Here is a 21,540-nt window from a genome sequence, read left to right on the forward strand (position 1 = left end):
TCGGTGACGTGGTACGCCCAGCGCCTCCGCCGGATGTCGGCGGCGGAGGTGACGTCGCGGGTGGGGGACCGCGCCCAGCAGCTGACGTGGACCTCCCGCCGGGTCCGCCCGGGAGAGCCGTTCCCGCCGCCGGCGCGCGTTCTCGCGCTGCGCCCGTTCACGACGACCCTGGCTGCTGGCGCGAGAACCGCGGTGCCGCCGGAGGCCGCGCTGCGCCTCGTCACCGCCGCCGACCGCGTCCTCGAGGGGAACTGGCGGGTCCTTGGCACCTACCGTCGCGACTCGGCCGCCCCTGACTGGTTCCTCGACCCGGTCACCGGCAGGAGGGCCCCGCACGACGCCCTGGCCTTCGGCGTGGACCACCGCAACGAGCAGGTCACCGGCAACGTCAAGTCGGTCTGGGAGCTCTCGCGCCACCACCACCTCACCGTCCTCGCCGGCGCCTGGTGGGTCTCGGGGGAGGACGCCTACGCCGAGGCCGCCGCCGCCCAGCTGCGCTCGTGGTGGGCGACGAACCCGTTCCTGTCCGGGGTCCACTGGACGAGCGGCATCGAGCTGGGCGTGCGCCTCATGAGCTGGGTCTGGGTGCGCCGCCTCCTCGACGACTGGCCCGGAGTCGCCGCGCTCTTCGAGGACGACCCGGTGGCCCTCAACCAGCTGCGGTGGCACCAGGAGTACCTCGCCGCCTTCCGCAGCCACGGATCGTCGGCCAACAACCACCTCGTCGCCGAGGCCGCCGGTCGGCTCGCCGCCGCGTGTGCCTTCCCGTGGTTCGCCGAGAGCGAGGGCTGGCGACGGACGGCGACCCAGCAGCTCGAGCACGCGCTCGCGTCGAACACCTTCCCCAGCGGCGTCAACCGCGAGATGGCCACCGACTACCAGCGCTTCACGACCGAGCTCGGGCTCGTCGCGCTCGTCGAGGCCGACGCCGCCGGCCACCCCCTCTCGTCCTCGACCCGCGAGCTGCTCGAGCGCTCGCTCGACGCCGGGGCCGCGCTCCTCGACGCAGCCGGCAACCCGCCGCGGCAGGGCGACGGTGACGAGGGCCGGGCCCTCGTGCTCGACGACCCGGACGACGAGCCGTGGACGGTGCTCCTCGCCAGCGGTGCCGCTACCCTCGGGCCCGCGTCGTGGTGGCCGCCGGTGAGCAGCGGGGTGACGAGCACGCTGCTCCACGCGCTGTCCCAGGCCGCGGGCTCGTCCGCGGCCACGACCGAGGCCATGACCGAGGCCACGACCGAGCCCACGACGGCGGCGACGACGATCACGGTCCGCGGCGGCACGCGACCCCAGCACTTCGCGGATGCCGGGGTCACCGTCCTGCGCAGTGCCGGTGAGCACGGTGCCGAGCTCTGGTGCCGGTGCGACGGCGGACCGCACGGGTTCCTGTCGATCGCGGCGCACGGCCACGCCGACGCCCTCTCGGTCGAGGTGCGCCACGACGGGGTCGAGCTCCTCGTGGACCCGGGCACGTACTGCTACCACGGCGAGCCGGAGTGGCGGGACTACTTCCGGTCGACCCGGGCGCACAACACCGTCGAGGTCGGCGGTGCCGACCAGTGCGTGCAGTCGGGCCCCTTCATGTGGGCCACGCACGCCGACGCCGTCACCGGCCGGACCGAGCTGCGCATCTCCGGGACCTCCGTGTGGGAGGCGCACCACACGGCATACGCGCGTCTCGACCCGGCCCTGCGGCACGACCGGAGGGTCGAGCTCGACGGCCCGCGGAAGGCGCTCACCGTCACCGACACCGTGACCGGCTCGCGATCACACTCCCTGAAGCTGTCGTGGCACCTCGGCCCCCACGTCCACGCCGAGCTCGGGCCGGACGGCGCCGACCTGTGGTGGACCGGGCGCGACGGACACGACCGCCAGGGACGCCTGCTGCTCCCGGGAGTGCTGGCGTGGACCGCCCACCGGGGCGAGAACGACCCGGTCGTGGGCTGGACCTCGCCGCGCTTCGGCGTGCGGGTGCCCGCAACCTCCCTCGTCGGGGTCGGGACGTGGACCGGGACCCTCGAGCTGCGGACCGAGCTGGTCGTCCACGACGAGCCGGCCGTGCAGTCGAGGACGGCCCGTGAGCGCACCGGGAGGCTCTGGTGAGCGAGCAGTCGGTCGACCTCAGGTCGACGTGGGCCGTCCTCCGGCGACGGGCGGTCGTCCTCGTGCTCGCCGCGGTCCTCGGCGCAGGCGGGGGCGTGGCACTGCTCACCCTCCGCCCGCCGGCGTTCACGAGCACGAGCGTCGTCCTCCTGCCGACGGTCTCGCAGGCGGGATCCGGGCGGCTCGGCGGCTACGACTCCGCGACCCAGGCCCTCATCGTCACGAGCTCCGAGGTGCTGGACCGAGCGGCCGAGCAGCTCAGCCCCCGCCCGTCGGTCGCGGAGGCCGCCGACCGGATCACCGTGGACACGCCGGCCTCCGCCGTTCTGCGGATCACCGCGTCGGGTCCGACAGGCAAGGGAGCCGAGGAGCTCGCGGCCGCGGTGGCGTCATCGCTGGTGGACTACCTCGAGGAGACCCGAGGCAGCCTCCGAGCGGCGCAGCAGGCGCAGCTCCAGGGGCGCCTCGACACTCTCCTCAAGAGCCTCGACTCCGTCAACGCCCAGATCAGGGGGGCCACCACCCGGATCGCGACCAACGGCACGACGACGGCGGCCGGGCTCGCAGACGCTGCGGCCCTCGCCGACCTCACCGCGGTCAAGGCCTCGACCCTGCTCGACGTCGAGGCCCTGCGCAAGCAGCTCGCGGGTGACGATGGCTCGGACTCCTCGTCGCCGGCCGCTGCGAGCGTCATCCAGCCCGCCTCGAAGGGGGAGCGAGAGGGCTATGCCACCGACGTCCTGCTCAACGTGCTCGGGGGTGCGACCGCGCTCACGCTGCTCGCCGCCGCCGTTGTCGTCATGACGAACAAGCGCGACCCCAAGCTGCGCTCGCGCGACGAGCTCGCCGACTCGGTGGGCATCCCCGTCGTCGCCTCTGTCCGGGCTCGTCCGCCACGCTCGGCGGGCGCCTGGCTCGACCTGCTGCGGGGCTACGACCCCGACAGCACCGACGGCTGGGCGCTGCGCAGGCTGCTGCACTCCCTCGTCGCAGACGTGGAGGCGGATCGCGGCGCGCACGGTCCGGTCGTCGTCGTCGTCCTCTCCTTCGGCGATGATGCCGGCGGCCTCACCGTCGGCCCCCAGATCGCGGCGTTCGCCGCGTCGACCGGGCTCGCGGCCGAGCTCGTCGCCATGCAGGAGCACCGGTCCGCGACCCACCTCTGGGCGGCCTGCTCGCACACCCCCCGGCATGACGAGGCACCCCTTCCGCTCGCGGTGAGCACCGCCCAGGGCCGCCCCGGAGCCCACGCAGCGGTCCTCTCGGACGAGGAGGGCGACCCGGAGCAGGTGGCGCTCTCGGTGCGGGTGGTCGTCCTCGACCGCGACCGCCCCGAGCCGGACCCCGCTGTCGTGGACGGTCACGTGGCGCTCTTCGCGGTGAGCTCCGCTGCGGCCACCCGGCGCAACCTCGCCGACGCCGTCGTCGCGGTGGACCGCCTCGGTCTCGACGTCGTCGGTCTCGTCGTGGCCAACCCCGACCCGTTCGACCGCACGACGGGTCGTCTCGTGACCGTCCAGGCTCGCGGACCGCTGGCACGTCCGACGTGGATCACGCCGAGGGGCGGCGCAAGGACGACGAGGAGCGACGCGGCCACGCCAAGGGGCGACACGGCCGCGCCGGGGGGTGGCGCCGCCACGTCGAGCACATCGGCGGCCCGACGCCGCGACAGGCGAAGGAGCCAGCCGTGAACGGGCCGTCGTGGCGCCTCCCCGACGAGGACCCGGACGTCGACTTCAACGACGTCCCACGGCCCCTCGTCGTCACGCTGAGGGACCTGCGTGACGCGCTCACCCGCACGTGGCGCACCTGGGTCGGCGTGACCTGCATCGGCGCCCTCCTCGGCCTCGGGTTGCTCGCACTGGCCCCCCACCCGGCAACGGCGACGACGACGTTGCTCATGGTGCCGTCGAACCCGACGGACGAGTCGGCGATGACGACGGACCAGAGCCTGCTCCTCACGCGGGAGGTCGGGGAGCGTGTCATCCGCGAGCTCGGCCTCACCGAGTCACCGGACGCGCTGCTCGCGAGCGTCACGGCCACCCCGCTGAGCTCCCGCATCATGACCGTGTCGCTCGAGGCACCCGACGAGGCGTCCGCGCTGGCCCGGCTCCGCTCCCTCGTGAGGCACTTCCTCGAGTTCCGGGGCGAGCAGCTGCGGTCGGTGTCGGAAGGTCTCGTCGCGGGCTATGGGAAGCGCATCACGACGCTCCGGGGACGGGTCGCAGCCCTGACCTCCGAATACGAACGCGCCTCGGCGGCACCGGTCGTCGACCAGATCCGGCTCAGCGACATCGTCAACGAGCGCAGCGCGCTCAACACCCAGGTGACCGAGCTGCAGCAGGCGACCGAGGATGCGGTCCTGGCTCCTGAGGCGGCGATCCGGGCCTCGCACGTCATCGACGACCCCGCCGGTGCACCGTTCGGCTACCTCCGGCGGGCCGTCCTCTTCGGTGTCTCTGGCGCCCTTGTCGCGGGCACGCTCGCAGTGGGCACGGTCCTCTTCCTCACCCTCACGAGCGAGCGGCTCCGCCGCCGTCGCGACATCGCCGTGGCCCTCGGGGTGCCGGTCCGCATCAGCGTCGGGGCACCTCCTTCCGGCGGCAGGAGGAGCCGCTGGGCTGCGGCCGTCACGCGCATGGTCACGCGGGTGCTGCGCGGCCGCCCGCAACGGTGGCGCGAGCCCATGCGCGAGCGCCCGCTCGAGGCGCTCGTCCACGGGCTGGCCACGGCGCTGCCCGGGCCGTCGGACCTGCCGGCGACGACCGCGCCCCACGCCCCACCCGCGACGCTCGGGCTCGTGCCGATCGACGGCGTCCGCACCGCAGCCACGGTCCTGCGGACACTCGGACGGCGGCTGGCCGACGGGGGCGCCAGGGTGCTGCTCGTCGACCTCAGCACCTCGGGCGCGCTGGTGAGCGGACGCGTACGCACGGAGGAGGTCGAGACCCACGGGCCAGGCACGGTGACCCTCGTCCGTCCGAAGGGCGACCCCGCCCTGGCCGTCGGCCCCCGGCGGGGGCGCTGGCCGCGACCGGTGGCTGCCGGCGTCGACGACGACGTGACGGGGCCGTGGGCCGAGTCGGACGTCGTCCTGGCGCTCGTCGAGGTCGACCCCGGGCTCGACCTGGGGCTCCTGCCCTCCTGGGTCGAGCGCATCGTCCCTCTCGTCACGGCGGGGCGGGCCGGACGCGAGCTCCTCACGACGGTCGCCGCCCTCCTCGAGGAGTCCGGTGTGGAGCTTCCCTTCGCCCTCATGGAGAGGGCCGACCGCCGCGACTGGATGCTGGGGCACCCCTCCACGGATGTTGGACGGCCGCCGACGGAGCAGCCGAGTGACCCCGCGATCAAGGTGGTGCACTCGCGATGAAGGTCCTCGTCATGCACAGCCGCTACCGCTCGACTGCGCCCAGTGGTGAGAACGCGGTGGTCGACCAGGAGGTCGGCGCACTGCGGGCCCATGGCGTCGACGTGGATCTCTTCCAGCGCTCCAGCGACGACATCGCCGACTGGTCGCTGGCGAGGAAGGCCGGGCTCCCCCTCCGGAGCATCCACGACGCCGGGCTCCGGCGCTCCCTCGTCACGCACCTCCAGCGGAGTCGGCCCGACGTGGTCCACCTCCACAACACCTTCCCCCTGCTGAGTCCCGCCGTGCTCGACGCCTGCGCCGAGGCAGGAGTGCCCGTCGTGGCGACGATCCACAACTACAAGCTCCTCTGCGCCAGTGGCGACTTCTTCCGGAAGGGTGAGCCTTGCCATGCCTGTGCAGGCGGCCGGTGGGCGCCGGCGCTGCGGCACGGCTGCTACCGCGGGTCGGTCGCGGCGACGCTCCCGGTGGCGGCCGGGCTCGGCCTCAACCGGCGCCGGTGGCAGACGCTGGTCTCCGCGTTCATCTTCATCTCCGCCGCGCAGCGCGACCTCATGGCAGGTCTTCAGCTGCCCGACGAGCGCCTCTTCGTGAGGCACCACTTCGTCCCGGGCCCGGCAGCGGGCACCGCGGTTCGTGACCACCGCGTCGCCTACGTGGGCCGGCTCGACGAGGCGAAGGGCCTGCCCCTGCTCCTCGCCGGGTGGTCCGCCTTCCGGGAGATGCGGCCGCACTCGACGCTGCGCCTGCACGTCGCCGGTGGAGGTCCGCTTCAGGGGGCGCTCCAGCAGTGGGCGCAGGGGCGCGACGAGGTCCGGCTGCACGGGCTGCTGAGTCGGCCGGCCGTGAGCGACCTGATTGCAGGGTCCCTGGCCGTCGTGGTGCCGTCGGTGTGGGAGGAGACGTTCGGGCTCGTCGCCGTCGAGGCCATGGCGGCGGGCGTGGCCCCGATCGCCCCCGGCAGGGGCTCGTTCCCCGAGCTGGTGCGGGACGGTGTCGACGGCGTGCTCGTCCCTCCCGGCGACCCTTCGGCGCTGGCATCAGCCTTCTGTGACGTCGACGACGACCCCGCGAGGTGGCGCGCGATGGGGCGGGCGGGACGGGGGTCGTACTCCGAGCACTTCGAGGTCAGGGCTGCGGTGGCCCAGCTCCTGGACATCTACGACTACGCGATCGGGCACGCCGTGGGGGTGGCCGGAGCGGAAGGCTCAGCGGGGGGCCCAGCGGGGGGACGGCGCGGGACAGCGGTCCCGGAACGCCGTCGGCCGGATCACGACCTCGTCGCGGGCGAACCGTCCGCGCGCCCGCCGGCAGGACGGGCGCCTCGCCCGGACAGGAGCATGTCATGAGCACTGGTGAGCATCTCCACGTCGCAGCAGCATCCGGTGAGCTCCGCCGCCGGACCAGGCGCAGTCGTTCGCTCGTCGCGCTCGTCGGCGCCCTGACCCTCGTGCTGGGGCTGACCGTCGGTGCCCCGTCCGCCAGCGCCGCCGACCCGTGCGTCGCTCCGGTCAACGTCATCGCCTGTGAGAACACCAAGGCCGGGGCCGCCCCGACGACCTGGCAGATCAGCGGCGCCGGCTCGACGACCATCCAGGGGTTCGCCACGACCATGAGCGTCAACCCGGGGGAGACCGTCCGGTTCAAGATCAAGACGCCGAGCACGAAGTACCGGATCGACATCCTGCGGCTGGGCTACTACCAGGGCAACGGCGCGCGCCGTGTCGTGTCGGGCCTGCAGCCGTCGGCCACGCTTCCGCAGACCCAGCCGAACTGCCTCAACGACACCGCGGCCACCGGCCTCATCGACTGCGGCAACTGGGCCGTCTCGGCGTCGTGGGCGGTCCCCTCGAACGCCGTGTCGGGCGTCTACATCGCCCACCTCGTCCGGGAGGACGCCACGGGCGCCAGCCACATCCCGTTCGTCGTCAGGAACGACGCCGGGCGCTCGGACATGCTGTTCCAGACCTCGGACCAGACGTGGCAGGCCTACAACACCTACGGCGGCAACAGCCTCTACACGTGCACCGCCAACTGCCCGCCCGGGAACCCGGCCGCCTACAAGGGCGCGGCCAAGGTCTCCTACAACCGCCCGTGGCACTCCGCCGAGGACGACCTCGGACGCAGCTGGCTGATGTATGCCGAGTACCCGATGATCCGGTTCCTCGAGGCCAACGGCTACGACGTCTCCTACACCTCGGGCATGGACGTGAGCACGGCCGCTGGCGGGGCGCTGCTCACGACGCACAAGACCTTCCTCTCCGTCGGTCACGACGAGTACTGGACCGGGTCGCAGCGCAGCAACGTCGAGGCGGCGCGCGACGCGGGGGTCAACCTCGCCTTCTTCAGCGGCAACGAGGTCTTCTGGAAGACGCGGTTCGAGAACGGCATCGACGCCTCCGCCGGGGCGAACCGAACCCTGGTGTCCTACAAGGAGACCCACTACGACGCCTCGGTCGACCCCCAGGGTCCGGCCACCTGGACGGGCACCTGGCAGGACCCGCGGTTCAGCCCTCCCGGTGACGGCGGCCGTCCGCAGAACGCCCTCACCGGACAGCTCTTCGTCGTCAACGCCGGGAGCACGGACATCAAGGTGCCGGCGCAGTTCGCCAAGCTGCGGTTCTGGCGCAACACCGCCGCCGCCAGGCTCACCGGCACCCAGACGCTGACGCTCGCGCCGGGACAGGAGACCCTCGGCTACGAGTGGGACGTCGAACCCGACAACGGCTTCCGGCCCGCCGGCCTCTTCGACCTGTCGTCGACGACGAGCACGACCGCCGAGGCGTTCGTCGACTACGGCTCGACGGTGAAGACGGGGAGCACCGCGACCCACCGGATGTCGCTCTACCGCGCGCCGAGCGGAGCGCTCGTCTTCGGCGCCGGCACGGTGCAGTGGCCGTGGGGTCTCGACGACCCGTCGTCGACCCCGGACACGACGATGCGACAGGCGACCGTCAACCTCTTCGCGGACATGGGAGTCCAGCCGTATGCCGTCCCGTATGCCGGCGTGACCGTCGCCTCCCCGTCCGCCGACTCCACGGCGCCGACCTCGACCATCACGTCCCCGGCGGCCGGCACGACCGTCGGCGACGGCTCGTCGCTCACCATCAGCGGGACGGCCTCCGACACCGGCGGCGTCGTCGCGGGTGTGGAGGTGTCCACCGACGGTGGTGCCACGTGGCACCCGGCGACCGGCACGACGAGCTGGTCCTACTCGTGGGTCGCGCACGGCAGCCCGACGACCACCCTGCGGAGCCGGGCCGTCGACGACTCCGGCAACCTCGAAGCGCCGTCGTCCGGCCGCGCACTCGGCGTCGGGTGCAGCTGCTCGGTCTGGGGAACCGCGTCGTCGCCGGCGACGAGCGACTCCGGCAGCGCGAGCGCGACCGAGGTCGGCATGAAGTTCCGGTCCGACGTCTCGGGCAAGGTCTCGGGTGTCCGGTTCTTCAAGTCCTCGCTCAACACGGGGACGCACATCGGCAACCTGTGGACCGCCTCCGGCACGCGTCTGGCGTCGGTGACGTTCGCCAACGAGACCGCGACCGGCTGGCAGCAGGCGCTCTTCTCGACCCCGGTGGCGATCAACGCGAACACGACCTACGTCGTCTCCTACTTCGCGCCCCGGGGGCACACCGCCAAGGACGACTCCTACTTCTATCCCAACCCGTCACCCCGGCCGGACACCTACAGCCGCGTCGACAGCCCGCCGCTGCACGCCCTGCGCCACACCCAGGGCACCGTGAACGGGCTGGCGCGCAACGCCTCCACGAGCGGCTTCCCGACGTCGAGCCCGAGCGCGGCGAACTACTGGGTCGACGTCATGTTCGACGTCAACACCGGGCCGGCATCCGTCCCCGGGGCCCCGACGGGTGTGAGTGCCACCCCGGGCAACGGCTCCGCCGCCGTGTCGTGGTCGGCGCCGCCGGACGGCGGCAGCGCCCTCACCGGCTACGTCGTCACTCCCTACATCGGCTCCGTGGCCCAGCCGTCGACGACCGTCTCAGGCAGTCCTCCCGACACGAGTGTCGTGGTGTCGGGCCTCACCAACGGCACGACCTACACCTTCCGCGTCGCCGCGACCAACGTCGTCGGGACCGGCGCCGCCTCGGCCGCGTCGAGCGGCGTCGTGCCCGTGCTCATCACCTGCTCGGCGTGCAGCCTGTGGCCCGCGTCGGCGGTCCCCGGCACGCCGGACCAGCAGGACGGACGCGCCCTCGAGCTCGGCGTGAAGTTCAAGGCCGACGTCAACGGCCAGATCCGGGGCGTCCGGTTCTACAAGTCGACGCTCAACACCGGCACCCACGTGGGCAACCTGTGGACGCTCAGCGGCACCAAGCTCGCCACCGTGACCTTCGCCAACGAGACGGCGTCCGGTTGGCAGGAGGCGCTCTTCTCGACGCCCGTCGACATCACGGCGGGGACGGTCTACGTCGTCTCCTACTTCGCGCCTCGCGGACACTACGCGGGCGACTCCGCGTACTTCGCCTCGAACGGCGTGGACTCGGGTCCGCTCCACGCCCCTGCGGACGGCGTCAACGGTGGTCAGGGCGTCTACGCCATCAATGCCACGAGCACCTTCCCGACGAGCTCCTTCGAGTCGGAGAACTACTGGGTCGACGTCGTCTTCTCCACGCTGGCGGCGACCGTGCCCGCGGCGCCCACCAACGTGTCGGCGACGGCAGGCACGGGGTCGGCGACGGTGTCCTGGACGGCACCCTCCGACGGCGACAGCCCCATCACGAGCTACACCGTCACGCCCTACGTCGGCTCCACCGCGCAGACGTCGAGGACGGTCACGGGCAACCCCCCGGCCACGACGACCACGGTCACAGGACTGACCGCCGGCACGGCATACACGTTCCGGGTGACGGCGACGAACGCGGTCGGCACGGGTCCGGCCTCCGCCGCCTCGGCGCCCGTGACGCCGACCGGCGCGGGTGCGCCCGGTGCGCCGACCGGTGTGTCGGCCACGCCGGGTGACACCTCCGTCGTCGTCGCGTGGCAGGCGCCGGCGGACGGCGGCAGCCCGATCACCGGCTACACCGTCACCCCGTGGATCGGCACGACCGCCCAGTCGCCGCGGACGCTCACCGGGACCCCGCCGGCCACGTCGACGACGGTCACCGGCCTGACGAACGGCACCGCCTACACGTTCACGGTGACGGCCACCAACGCCTTGGGCGCCGGCCCGGCGTCGAACGCATCCGAGCCGGTCGTGCCGGCGGCGCCCGACACCGTTCCCGGTGCGCCGACCGGGGTCTCGGCCACCGCTGGTGACGCGACGGCCGTGGTCTCGTGGACCGCGCCGAGCGACGGAGGCGACCCGATCACCTCCTACACGGTCACGCCGTGGGTCGGCACCACGGCCCAGGCGTCGACGACCATCAGCGGCAGCCCGCCCGCGACGACGACGACCGTGAGCGGCCTCACCAACGGCACGGCCTACACGTTCACCGTGAAGGCGACCAACGGCATCGGCACCGGGCCCTCGTCGTCGGCGTCGGCACCCGTGACACCCGCCGTGGGTGGGTGCGCGGCCTGCACGATCTGGCCTGCCACCACCGTTCCCGGCATCCCGGCCCACGACGACGCGAGCTCCGTGGAGCTCGGCGTGAAGTTCAGCTCCGACGTCGACGGGGTCGTCACGGGGATCCGGTTCTACAAGGGCACCGGCAACACCGGCACCCACGTCGGCAACCTGTGGACCGCCACCGGGACGAGGCTCGCCACGGTGACGTTCACCGACGAGACGGGCACTGGCTGGCAGCAGGCATCGTTCTCGACCCCCGTCGCGATCACCGCCGAGACCACCTACGTCGCGTCCTACTTCGCCCCCAACGGCCACTACTCGGGCGACGGCGGCTACTTCACGACCCCCATGGACCGGCCGCCGCTGCATGCGCTGCGCGACGGGTTCGCCGGGGGCAACGGCGTCTACCAGTACGGCTCGGCCAGCGCCTTCCCCTCGAGCAGCTTCAACGCGACCAACTACTGGGTCGACGTCGTCTTCGCGAGCAGCGCGACGGCGGCCACCCCGCCCGAGGCCCCGACCGGGGTCAGCGCCACGGCGGGCGACGGGTCGGCCGAGGTCTCGTGGACCGCGCCCGCGGACGGCGGGAGCCGGATCACCGGCTACACGGTCACGCCCTACGTCGGGGCGACGGCCCAGACGGCGAGGACCGTCACGGGCAATCCGCCGGCCACGACGCTCACCGTCACCGGCCTGACGAACGGGACGGCCTACACGTTCCGCGTCGCCGCCACCAACGCCGTGGGCACCGGCCCCGCCTCTGCGCCGTCGGCAGCCGTCACCCCGTCGTCGGTCCCGACCGCCCCGGGAGCGCCGACCGCGGTCACCGCCACGGCCGGCGACGGGTCGGCCGAGGTCTCGTGGACCGCGCCCGCGAACGGCGGCAGCCCGATCACGGGCTACACGGTCACCCCCTTCGTGGGGGCCACGGCCCAGGCGCCGCGGACGATCACGGGCAGCCCGCCGGCCTCGACGCTCACCGTCACCGGCCTGACGAACGGGACCGCCTACACGTTCCGCGTCGCCGCGACCAACGCGGTGGGCACCGGCCCAGCGTCGACCGCGTCGGCGCCGGTCACCCCGTCTCCCGCGCCCACCGCGCCGGCCGCCCCGACGGGTGTCGTGGCGACCGCCGGGGACGGGTCGGCCCTCGTCTCGTGGACGGCCCCCGCGGACGGCGGCAGCCCGCTCTCGGGCTACACCGTGACTCCCTTCGTGGGGACCACGGCGCAGGCGACCCGGACCGTCACGGGGTCGCCTCCGGCGACGTCGGTGACCGTCACCGGCCTGACGAACGGCACGGCATACACGTTCCGCGTCAGCGCGACGAACGCGGTCGGCACCGGACCGGCCTCGGTCGCCTCGGCAGCGGTGACACCCGTCGCCGGCGGGTGCGCGGCCTGCACGATCTGGCCCTCGACGGTCGTCCCGGCCAACCCGAGCGACTCGGACAGCAGCTCCATCGAGCTCGGGGTGCGCTTCAGCTCCGACGTCGACGGGGTCGTCACCGGCATCCGGTTCTACAAGGGCACCGGCAACACCGGCACCCACGTCGGCAACCTGTGGAGCGACACGGGGACGAGGCTCGCCACGGTGACGTTCACCGACGAGACCGCCACCGGCTGGCAGCAGGCGATGTTCTCGAGCCCGGTGCCGATCACCGCGGAGACGACCTACGTCGCCTCCTACCACGCCCCCAACGGCCGCTACTCGGGCGACGGCGGCTACTTCACGACGTCGATGGACCGGCCGCCGCTGCACGCGCTGCGCGACGGGGCATCCGGCGCCAACGGCATCTACCAGTACGGCGCGACGAGCACCTTCCCGACGAACACGTGGAACGCCACCAACTACTGGGTCGACGTCGTCTTCGCCACCAACTCGGTGGCGTCGGCCACCGCTCCCGAGGCCCCGACCAACGTCGCGGCCACGCCGGGTGACGGGTCCGCATCGGTGTCCTGGACCGCGCCCGCTGACGGTGGCAGCCGGATCACCGCCTACACGGTGACGCCCTACGTCGGGACCGCGGCGCAGACGCCGACCACGATCACCGGCAACCCGCCGGTCACGGGTGTCGCCGTCACCGGGCTGACGAACGGCACGGCATACACCTTCCGGGTGACGGCCACCAACGCGGTGGGCACCGGGCCGAGCTCGGCGCCCTCGGCGCCGGTGACGCCCGCACCGGGCGGGTGCGCCGCGTGCACGATCTGGGCGCCCACGGCCGTCCCGGCGACAGCCAGCGTCTCGGACGCGAGTCCGGTCGAGCTCGGGGTGAAGTTCACCTCCGACATCGGCGGGCGGATCACCGGCATCCGGTTCTACAAGGGCACCGGCAACACCGGCACCCACACCGGCAGCCTCTGGAGCGCCACCGGGACCCGGCTCGCCACGGTCACCTTCAGGAACGAGACGACGACCGGGTGGCAGCAGGCGTCGTTCGCGACCCCGGTGACCATCACCGCCGGCACGACCTACGTCGCCTCCTACCTCGCACCTCGGGGCAGGTATGCCGGTGACGGCGGGTACTTCACGGCGGCGGCGGTCGACCGGCCCCCGCTGCACGCCCTGCGGGACGGGGCCTCGGGAGGCAACGGCGTCTACCGCTACGGCGCCAACGGCGGGTTCCCCTCGAACTCGTTCAACGCAACCAACTACTGGGTCGACGTCGTCTTCGCGAGCGGACAGGCCGGACCGTGACAGAGGAGCAAGCATGAGAAGCGTCAGCGTCGTCATCCCCTGCTACCGCTACGGGCACTACCTCGAGCAGGCGGTCGCGAGCGTGCTCGACGCCCAGCCGGGCGTGGACGTGCGCGTGCTCATCATCGACGACGCGTCGCCGGACGGCAGCGACGAGGTCGCCCTCGACCTCGCCGCCCGCGACCCCCGCATCGAGGCCGTCGTGCACCCGACCAATCACGGGCACATCGCGACCTACAACGAGGGCCTGCTCGGCTGGGCCGACTCGACCTACACCGTGCTCATGTCGGCCGACGACCTGCTCACGCCCGGTGCTCTCGGCCGGGCGGTGGACCTCCTCGAGGCCCACCCGAACGTGGGCTTCGCCTACGGGTATGCCGTCCGGTTCCGCGACGACGAACCCCTCCCGCCCGTGCGGACGCAGGCGAGGGGCTGGAGCGTGTGGCAGGGCTCGGACTGGCTCGAGCGACGGTTCCGGCTGGCGCGCTCGGGGATCTCCTCGCCGGAGGTCGTCGTCCGCACCGAGGTCCAGCGGCGGGCCGGCGGCTACGACGCGAAGCTGCCCCACCTCGCGGACACGCAGATGTGGATGCGGCTCGCCTCGCTGGCCGACGTCGGCTACGTGCGCGGTGTCGACCAGGCCTGGTACAGGCAGCACACCTCCAACATGTCGCTGTCCTTCGACGAGGTCGCCGAGCTCCGCCAGGCCAGGGAGGTCTTCGACAGCATCCTCACCCACCTCGGCGGCGACGTCGATGCCCGGCGCCTCGCGAGGCTCGTGCGGCACAAGCTCGCGTGGGAGGCGCTCTTCGTCGCCACCCGGGCCCACGACGACGGGCGTGCCTCCGACGCGCAGCTCGACGCCCTCGTGGAGTTCGCCCTGGAGTGCTGGCCACAGGCGCGGCGGATGCCGATCCACCACGCACTGCGGCTACGGCGTGCGCTCGGACCGCGGGTCATGTCGGCCCTTGCCCCGGTGGTCCCGCCCGCGCGCGGCGTGCGGTTCCTGGCCGAGAGCCGCGACCGCTACGACTCGCCGTGGGAGGTGGCCGAGGCGCTGGTCCGCCCGGGTCGCCAGTCGGTGAGGTTCGCGTGAGGCGGACACCCCGCGAGCGGGGAACGGACGAGACGCAGACACCGGTCCGCCACAGGGCGGCCGGAAGGACACAAGGGGAAGGAACCGACCATGAGTGACCCGATCGGACTGGCGGTGATCGGCGCGGGGTACTGGGGACCCAACCTCGTGCGCAACGCCATGGCGACACCCACCGTCGACCTCCGGTGGCTCTGCGACCTCGACGTCGATCGCGCGCAGCAGGTCCTCGGCCGCTACTCGACGGTGGGCGCGACGGACTCCTACGACGCCGTGCTCGACGACCCGACGGTGCAGGCAGTGGCCATCGCGACCCCGGCGGCGACGCACTTCACGCTCGCGATGGCGGCGCTCGACGCGGGCAAGCACGTCCTCGTCGAGAAGCCCCTCACGGCCTGCCTCGACGACGGGTGGAAGCTCGTCGAGGCGGCCGAGGACCGCGGGCTCACGCTCATGTGCGACCACACCTACTGCTACACGTCGGCCGTCCAGGAGCTGCGGCGGCTCGTCCACGGTGGCTCGCTCGGCGACGTGCAGTTCGTCGACTCGGTGCGGATCAACCTCGGGCTCGTCCAGCCCGACATCGACGTCCTCTGGGACCTCGCGCCGCACGACCTGTCGATCCTCGACTACCTCCTGCCGCCCGGCGTCACGGTCGAGGCCGTGGCCGCCCAGGGGTCCGACCCGATCAACCACGGGCTCGTGTGCGTCGCCTACCTCACGCTGCGGCTCTCGACGGGGGCGATGGCGCACGTCCACGTCAACTGGCTCAGCCCGGTGAAGATCCGCACGATGGTCATCGGCGGCTCGCAGCGCACCGTCGTCTGGGACGACATGAACCCGAGCCAGCGACTCGCCGTCTACGACCGCGGGGTCGACTGCCTCGCGTCCGAGGCGCTCGGCCCCGACGACCGGCGGCAGGTGCGCATCGCCTACCGGACCGGCGAGATGGTGGCCCCGGCCCTGACGGAGCAGGAGGCGCTGCGCGCGATGATGACCGAGTTCGCCGCCGCGATCACCGAGGGCAGGCCCGCGGCCACCGACGGCCGAGCCGGCCTCCGGGTCATGGGGATCCTCGAGGCGGCCGAGCGCAGCCTCCGCCTCGGTGGTGCCTTCGTCGCCCGTGAGGACGTCGAGCGATGAGCGCGCCTGGAGCGGGCCCGACGACCGCCGCCACGACCTCGCACGGGGTCCCGCTGCGCGACACCGTCTGCCTCGTCACCGGCGGAGCGGGGACCATCGGCTCGACCATCGTCGACCAGCTCGTCGACGCGGGCGCGGCCGAGATCCGGGTCCTCGACAACTTCGTGCGCGGCCGCAAGGAGAACCTCGCGACGGCCCTCGCGTCCGGGCGGGTCGAGGTCGTCGACGGCGACATCCGCGACCGGCGCACGGTCGCCGAGGCCACAGCGGGCGCGGACGTCGTCTTCCACCAGGCCGCGATCCGGATCACGCAGTGCGCGGAGGAGCCGCGGCTCGCGCTCGAGGTGCTCGCCGACGGCACCTTCAACGTCCTTGAGGCGGCGGCCGCCGCAGGTGTCCGCAAGGTCGTCGCGGCCTCGTCCGCCTCGGTCTACGGCCTCGCCACCGAGTTCCCGACGACGGAGCAGCAGCATCCGTGGGACAACGACACCTTCTACGGCGCCGCCAAGGTCTTCAACGAGGGGATGCTGCGCAGCTTCCACACGATGTCGGGGCTGGACTACGTCGCGCTGCGCTACTTCAACGTCTACGGGCCGAGGATGGACGTCCACGGGCTCTACACCGAGGTCCTCATCCGGTGGATGGAGCGAATCGCCGCGGGGCAACCGCCGCTCGTCATGGGCGACGGGAAGCAGACGATGGACTTCGTCTTCACGACCGACATCGCCCGCGCCAACCTGCTCGCCGCCGAGGCCGACGTCACCGACGCGGTCTTCAACATCGGCACGTGCACCGAGACGAGCCTGCTCGAGCTCGCCGAGGCGCTGCTCGAGGTCATGGGCAGCACACAGCACGTCGAGTTCGGCCCCGCCCGCGCGGTCAACGGGGTGACCCGGCGGCTGGCGTCGGTCGAGGCCGCGCGGCGCGACCTGGGCTGGTCGCCCGAGGTCGACCTGCGCACCGGTCTCAGCCGGCTCGTCGACTGGTGGCGCGATGAGAGGGGCCTGCGATGATCCCGGTCATGAGGCCGTGGCTCGGCGAGGAGGAGGCGGAGGCGGCCGCGGGCGTCGTGCGCTCGGGCTGGGTGGCCCAGGGGCCGCGCGTCGCCGAGTTCGAGGACCGCTTCGCCGACCGCGTGGGCGTGCGCAACGGGGTGGCGGTGTCGTCGTGCACGACGGCCCTGCACCTGTCGCTGCACCTGCTCGGCGTCGGACCCGGCGACGAGGTCGTCGTGCCGTCGTTCTCGTTCATCGCGACGGCGAACTGCGTCGTCCACGCCGGCGCGACGCCGGTCTTCGCCGACGTGGAGGCGGAGGACGGCAACATCAGCGAGCGCACCGTCGAGCCCGTCCTCACACCACGCACCACGGCGGTCATCGTCGTCCACCAGGCCGGGGTGCCGGCGGATGTCGGCCCGCTGCGCGAGCTGTGCCGCGACCGCGGGATCGCGCTCGTCGAGGACGCCGCCTGTGCCGTGGGCGCGACGCTCCACGGGCGGCCGGTGGGCTCGGACGCGCTCCTCGCGGCGTGGTCGTTCCACCCGCGCAAGCTGCTCACCACCGGCGAGGGCGGCATGCTCACGACGACCGACCCCGCGCTCGCCGAGCGCGCCCGGCGACTGCGCGAGCACGGCATGGACGTGAGCGCCGCCGCCCGCCACCTCAGCCGCCAGCCCGTCCTCGAGAGCTACGGCGAGGTCGGGTTCAACTACCGGATGACGGACATCCAGGCGGCGATCGGCCTCGTCCAGCTCGGCCGGCTCGACGCGATGGTGCAGCGCCGACGCGAGCTCGCCGCCGGCTACCACGAGCTCCTCGCCGACGTCCCCGGGGTCCGGGCCGTCCACGACCCCGTGCACGGGACGACGAACTACCAGTCCTTCTGGGTCGAGCTCGCCGCGGACTTCCCGCTCTCTCGCAACGAGCTCCTCGGGACGCTCGCCGAGGCGGGTGTCTCCGCCCGGGCCGGGATCATGGCGTCCCACCGTCAACCCGCGTATGCCGGTCACCCCCATGGTGACCTCGGCACCACCGAGCGCCTCACCGACCGGACCCTCATCCTGCCGCTCTTCCACGAGCTCACCGAGGCCGAGCAGGGCACCGTCGTCGACACGGTCCGGCGCGCCGCCGGTCTGAGGGCCGCGTCGTGACAACCGTCGAGCGCCGCCCTGACGCGGCCGTCGGCGTCCCCTTCGTCGACCTGCGGGTGCAGCACTCGGAGGTCGCCGCCGAGGTGCTCGACGGCTTCGCCGAGGTGCTCGGGGCCGGGGACTTCATCGGGGGAGGGGCGGTGTCGGCCTTCGAGGAGGAGTACGCCGCCTTCGCCGGTGTGCGCCACTGCATCGGCGTCGGCAACGGGACCGACGCCCTCGAGATGGGCCTGCGGGCTCTCGGCGTGGGGCACGGCGACGAGGTCGTCGTCCCCGCCGCCACCTTCATCGCGACGGCGGAGGCGGTGCTGCGCACCGGTGCCCGGCCGGTCTTCGCCGACGTCGACGACGACACCCTCCTTCTCGACCCGAGCGACGTCGAACGGGTGGTCACCGACCGCACCCGCGCGGTCGTGCCCGTGGACCTCCATGGCCAGGTCGCACCCTTCGAGAGCCTCCCTGAGTCGCTGTCCGACAGCGGGATCGCGGTCCTCGAGGACGGCGCGCAGTCGCAGGGCGCGACCCGGCACGGTCAGCGGGCCGGGTCCTTCGGCCGCATCGCGGCGACGAGCTTCTACCCCGGCAAGAACCTCGGCGCCTACGGCGACGCCGGTGCTGTCCTCACCGACGACGACGGCCTCGCCGAGCAGGTCCGTCTCCTCGGGGCGCACGGCAGCGCGGTGAAGTACGTCCACACGACCGTCGGCTTCAACTCGAGGCTCGACACCCTCCAGGCCGTCGTCCTGCGGGCCAAGCTGCGACGGCTGCCCGGGTGGAACGTCCTGCGCCGGGAGGCCGCGGCGCGTTACGACAGCCTGCTCGACGGCATACCGGGCCTGCGTCTGCCGGTCACCGCCGCCGGCAACGAGCACGTGTGGCACCTCTACGTCGTCCGCGTCACCGAGGCGGCTCCGGTCGACCGCGACGAGGTGCTGCGACGGCTCCAGTCCGAGGGCATCGGTGCGGGCGTGCACTACCCCGTGCCGGTCCACCTCACGCCGGCCCTGTCGAGGCTCGGCCACCGACCCGGTGACCTGCCGGTGAGCGAGCGCGCCGCGACCCAGATGCTGTCGCTGCCGATGTTCCCCGGGATCACCGAGGAGCAGCAGGCCAGGGTGGCCGAGGGCCTGTCCGCCGCGCTGGGGCCATGAGCGCCGACCCGGCCGAGCGTGCCGAGGCCCATCCGCAGGCGCCGGACGAGGTCGCCTCCGGCGAGGAGGGGCTGGGCCAGCAGGCCGCCGCCGGGGTGGCGTGGCTCGCCGCGCAGAAGTGGGTCGTGCGGGCCTCCGGCTTCGTCACGCTCCTCGTCCTCACGCGCATCCTGTCGCCGCGGGAGTTCGGGGTCGTCGCGGCGGCGATGGCGGTCATCCCGTTCGTCTACCTGCTCGCCGACCTCGGGTTCTCGACCTACCTGCTCCAGGCCCGCGACTCCGACCAGCGCAGCCTGAGCACCGCCCTGTGGGCGTCGGTGGGGGCCGGTGTCCTCCTGTCGGCGGGCCTGTTCGTCGCGGCACCGCTGCTCGCGCGGGCCTTCGCCGTGCCCGAGCTCACGCCGGTGCTCCGCGCCCTCGTCCTCGCGGTGGTCCCCACCGTCCTCGCCGCGGTCCCCCTGGCCCTGCTGCGACGGGCGATGGCCTTCCGGACTGTCGCCCTCCAGGGGCTCGGGGCCGCCCTCCTCGCCCAGGCGGTCGCGGTGGCGGTCGCCGTCCTCGGCGGCGGCGTCTGGGCGCTCGTCGCGCAGGTCGTCGTCGGCCAGTGGGTCATCGCCGTCCTCGCCTGGCGGCGAGCCGGCTGGCGTCCCTCGCTCGTCGTCTCGCTCAGCAAGCTGCGGTCGATGGCCTCCTTCGGGCTGCGCGTCTCGACCGTCGACGTCGTCGCCACCGCGAGGCTGGCGGCGGAGGGGTGGATCGTCACGGTGGCCCTGGGGCCTGCGGCGTTCGGCCTGCTCACCGTCGCGCAGCGTCTCGTCCTCACGGCGCAGGAGCTCACCGCCGCCTCCGCCGTGCCCGTCTCGACCGTCGTCTTCGCCAGGCTCCGCGAGTCACCCGACTGGCTGCGCAACGCGCACCGCAAGGCCCTCAACGTCGGGTATGCCGTCGTGGCACCTCTCATGTGCGCGATCGTCGTCACCGCGCCGGCCCTCGTCCCGATGCTCTTCGGGGAGAAGTGGGCCGACGCCGCCGCTCCGGCGCAGGCCCTCGCGATCGCCGGGATCCTCACCCTCGGTGCGATGGTCGACCACGGCCTCTTCTACGGCCTCGGGCGGCCCGGCGCCTGGCTCGCCTACGCCGTCGTCGTCGACGCCGTCACGGTGGCCACGACGGCCGTCGCCGTGCGGGGTGGGCTCATGGAGGTCGCCGTCGGGTTCGTCGGGGTCGCGCTGCTGGCCACGGTGACCCGGTGGCTGCTCGTGGGCCGTCTGCTCAACGTCGAGGCCTCTGCGGTGGCGCAGCCGTTCGGGCGGGTCCTCGGGCCCGTCGTGGGAGCCGTCGTCGCCGGGTCCGTCATCCTGTGGGCCCTGGGGCCGGACACGCCCGCGGCCGTGCAGGTCCTTGCCGGTGGGTCGGTCGTCGCCGTCGTCTACGTCGTGCTCCTGCGGCTCCTCGCCGCCGGGCCGCTGCGCGACACGGTGGGCGTCGTGCCCGTCCCCGACCGGTTCAAGACGCCCGTGCGCCGGGCGCTGCTCCTCCCGTCCTCCGACCCAGGGTCGGCGCCGTGAGCGTCCTCGCGCGCCCGTGCAGCGTCCGTCGGACCGGGCCCGGCTCGCGGCCCGCCGCCCTAGGGTGGGAGGCGTGACGCTGACGTCCGGTGCGGCCGACTCCCCGAGCGGGGCCACGAGCAACGGCTCGGCTACCGCGCGCGTCGAGGAGAGCGCCGACGTGTCGCCCGAGGCGGTCCTCGGCGCCGGGACCCGGGTGTGGCACCTCGCCCAGGTCCGCGAGCACGCGGTGTTGGGGGAGGACTGCATCGTCGGCCGGGGTGCCTACGTCGGGCCCGGGGTGCGCATGGGCGACCGCTGCAAGCTGCAGAACCACGCCCTCGTCTACGAGCCGGCCGTCCTCGAGGACGGGGTCTTCGTTGGCCCCGCCGTCGTCTTCACCAACGACCACTTCCCGCGGTCCACCGACCCCGAGGGTGTGCTCAAACGGGGCGGCGACTGGGAACAGGTGGCCGTCGTATGCCGTGAGGGCGCCTCGATCGGCGCCCGCGCCGTGTGCGTCGCGCCGGTGACGATCGGGCGGTGGGCCCTCGTGGCAGCCGGCGCCGTCGTGACCCGCGACGTCCCCGACCATGCGCTCGTCGCCGGGGTCCCCGCTCGCCGGATCGGCTGGGTGGGGCGGGCCGGGGTGCCGCTCGTGCGGGACTCCGCACCGGACCTGTGGTCGTGCCCCGAGACGGGGGAGCGCTACCTCGAGCGCGCCGGAGCCCTCGAGCGCCTCCGCTCGTGAACGGCG

The 21,540-nt window shown here is 73.3% G+C and carries 12 protein-coding genes; all 12 read left to right on the forward strand.

Features of this window, described 5'->3' with window-relative positions; genetic code table 11:
• Positions 1-3: 3 nt before the first annotated feature.
• The 12 genes from ACOJV7_RS11365 (at position 4) to ACOJV7_RS11420 (ending at position 21,534) form a co-directional block, all read left to right on the forward strand.
• Positions 4-2,103, forward strand: coding sequence for an alginate lyase family protein (locus tag ACOJV7_RS11365; RefSeq protein ID WP_420190256.1), 2,100 nt, complete (start codon positions 4-6; stop codon positions 2,101-2,103).
• Positions 2,100-3,794, forward strand: a complete 1,695-nt coding sequence (locus ACOJV7_RS11370; protein ID WP_420190257.1) for a Wzz/FepE/Etk N-terminal domain-containing protein — start codon at positions 2,100-2,102, stop codon at positions 3,792-3,794. The genes ACOJV7_RS11365 and ACOJV7_RS11370 overlap by 4 nt, the downstream gene beginning before the upstream one ends.
• Positions 3,791-5,473, forward strand: a complete 1,683-nt coding sequence (locus ACOJV7_RS11375; protein WP_420190258.1) for a GumC domain-containing protein — start codon at positions 3,791-3,793, stop codon at positions 5,471-5,473. Before ACOJV7_RS11370 ends, ACOJV7_RS11375 begins: the two co-directional genes overlap by 4 nt.
• Positions 5,470-6,819, forward strand: coding sequence for a glycosyltransferase (locus ACOJV7_RS11380; RefSeq protein WP_420190259.1), 1,350 nt, complete (start codon positions 5,470-5,472; stop codon positions 6,817-6,819). The genes ACOJV7_RS11375 and ACOJV7_RS11380 overlap by 4 nt, the downstream gene beginning before the upstream one ends.
• The gene (locus ACOJV7_RS11385; protein WP_420190260.1) at positions 6,816-13,700 is read left to right on the forward strand and encodes a DUF4082 domain-containing protein; all 6,885 of its coding nucleotides are present in this window, start codon (positions 6,816-6,818) and stop codon (positions 13,698-13,700) included. Before ACOJV7_RS11380 ends, ACOJV7_RS11385 begins: the two co-directional genes overlap by 4 nt.
• A 13-nt stretch (positions 13,701-13,713) precedes the next feature.
• Positions 13,714-14,796 carry a glycosyltransferase family 2 protein gene (locus ACOJV7_RS11390; protein ID WP_420190261.1) on the forward strand — a complete coding sequence of 361 codons (1,083 nt, stop codon included), beginning with the start codon at positions 13,714-13,716 and terminating at the stop codon, positions 14,794-14,796.
• Between the two features lie 90 nt (positions 14,797-14,886).
• The gene (locus ACOJV7_RS11395; RefSeq protein ID WP_420190262.1) at positions 14,887-15,936 is read left to right on the forward strand and encodes a Gfo/Idh/MocA family protein; all 1,050 of its coding nucleotides are present in this window, start codon (positions 14,887-14,889) and stop codon (positions 15,934-15,936) included.
• Entirely contained in the window at positions 15,933-16,949 is a 1,017-nt protein-coding gene (locus ACOJV7_RS11400; RefSeq protein WP_420190263.1) for an NAD-dependent epimerase/dehydratase family protein, read from the forward strand. Before ACOJV7_RS11395 ends, ACOJV7_RS11400 begins: the two co-directional genes overlap by 4 nt.
• Positions 16,946-18,085, forward strand: coding sequence for a DegT/DnrJ/EryC1/StrS family aminotransferase (locus tag ACOJV7_RS11405; protein WP_420190264.1), 1,140 nt, complete (start codon positions 16,946-16,948; stop codon positions 18,083-18,085). The genes ACOJV7_RS11400 and ACOJV7_RS11405 overlap by 4 nt, the downstream gene beginning before the upstream one ends.
• Entirely contained in the window at positions 18,082-19,236 is a 1,155-nt protein-coding gene (locus ACOJV7_RS11410) for a DegT/DnrJ/EryC1/StrS family aminotransferase (RefSeq protein WP_420190265.1), read from the forward strand. The genes ACOJV7_RS11405 and ACOJV7_RS11410 overlap by 4 nt, the downstream gene beginning before the upstream one ends.
• A complete protein-coding gene (locus tag ACOJV7_RS11415) occupies positions 19,233-20,804 on the forward strand; it encodes an oligosaccharide flippase family protein (protein ID WP_420190266.1) in 1,572 nt (523 codons plus the stop codon). Before ACOJV7_RS11410 ends, ACOJV7_RS11415 begins: the two co-directional genes overlap by 4 nt.
• A 160-nt stretch (positions 20,805-20,964) precedes the next feature.
• Positions 20,965-21,534: an acyltransferase gene (locus tag ACOJV7_RS11420; protein WP_420190406.1), complete on the forward strand. Its 570-nt coding sequence runs from the start codon at positions 20,965-20,967 to the stop codon at positions 21,532-21,534.
• Positions 21,535-21,540 lie beyond the last annotated feature (6 nt).

The sequence above is a fragment of the Knoellia tibetensis genome, assembly GCF_048606415.1.
Lineage (GTDB): Bacteria > Actinomycetota > Actinomycetes > Actinomycetales > Dermatophilaceae > Knoellia > Knoellia tibetensis.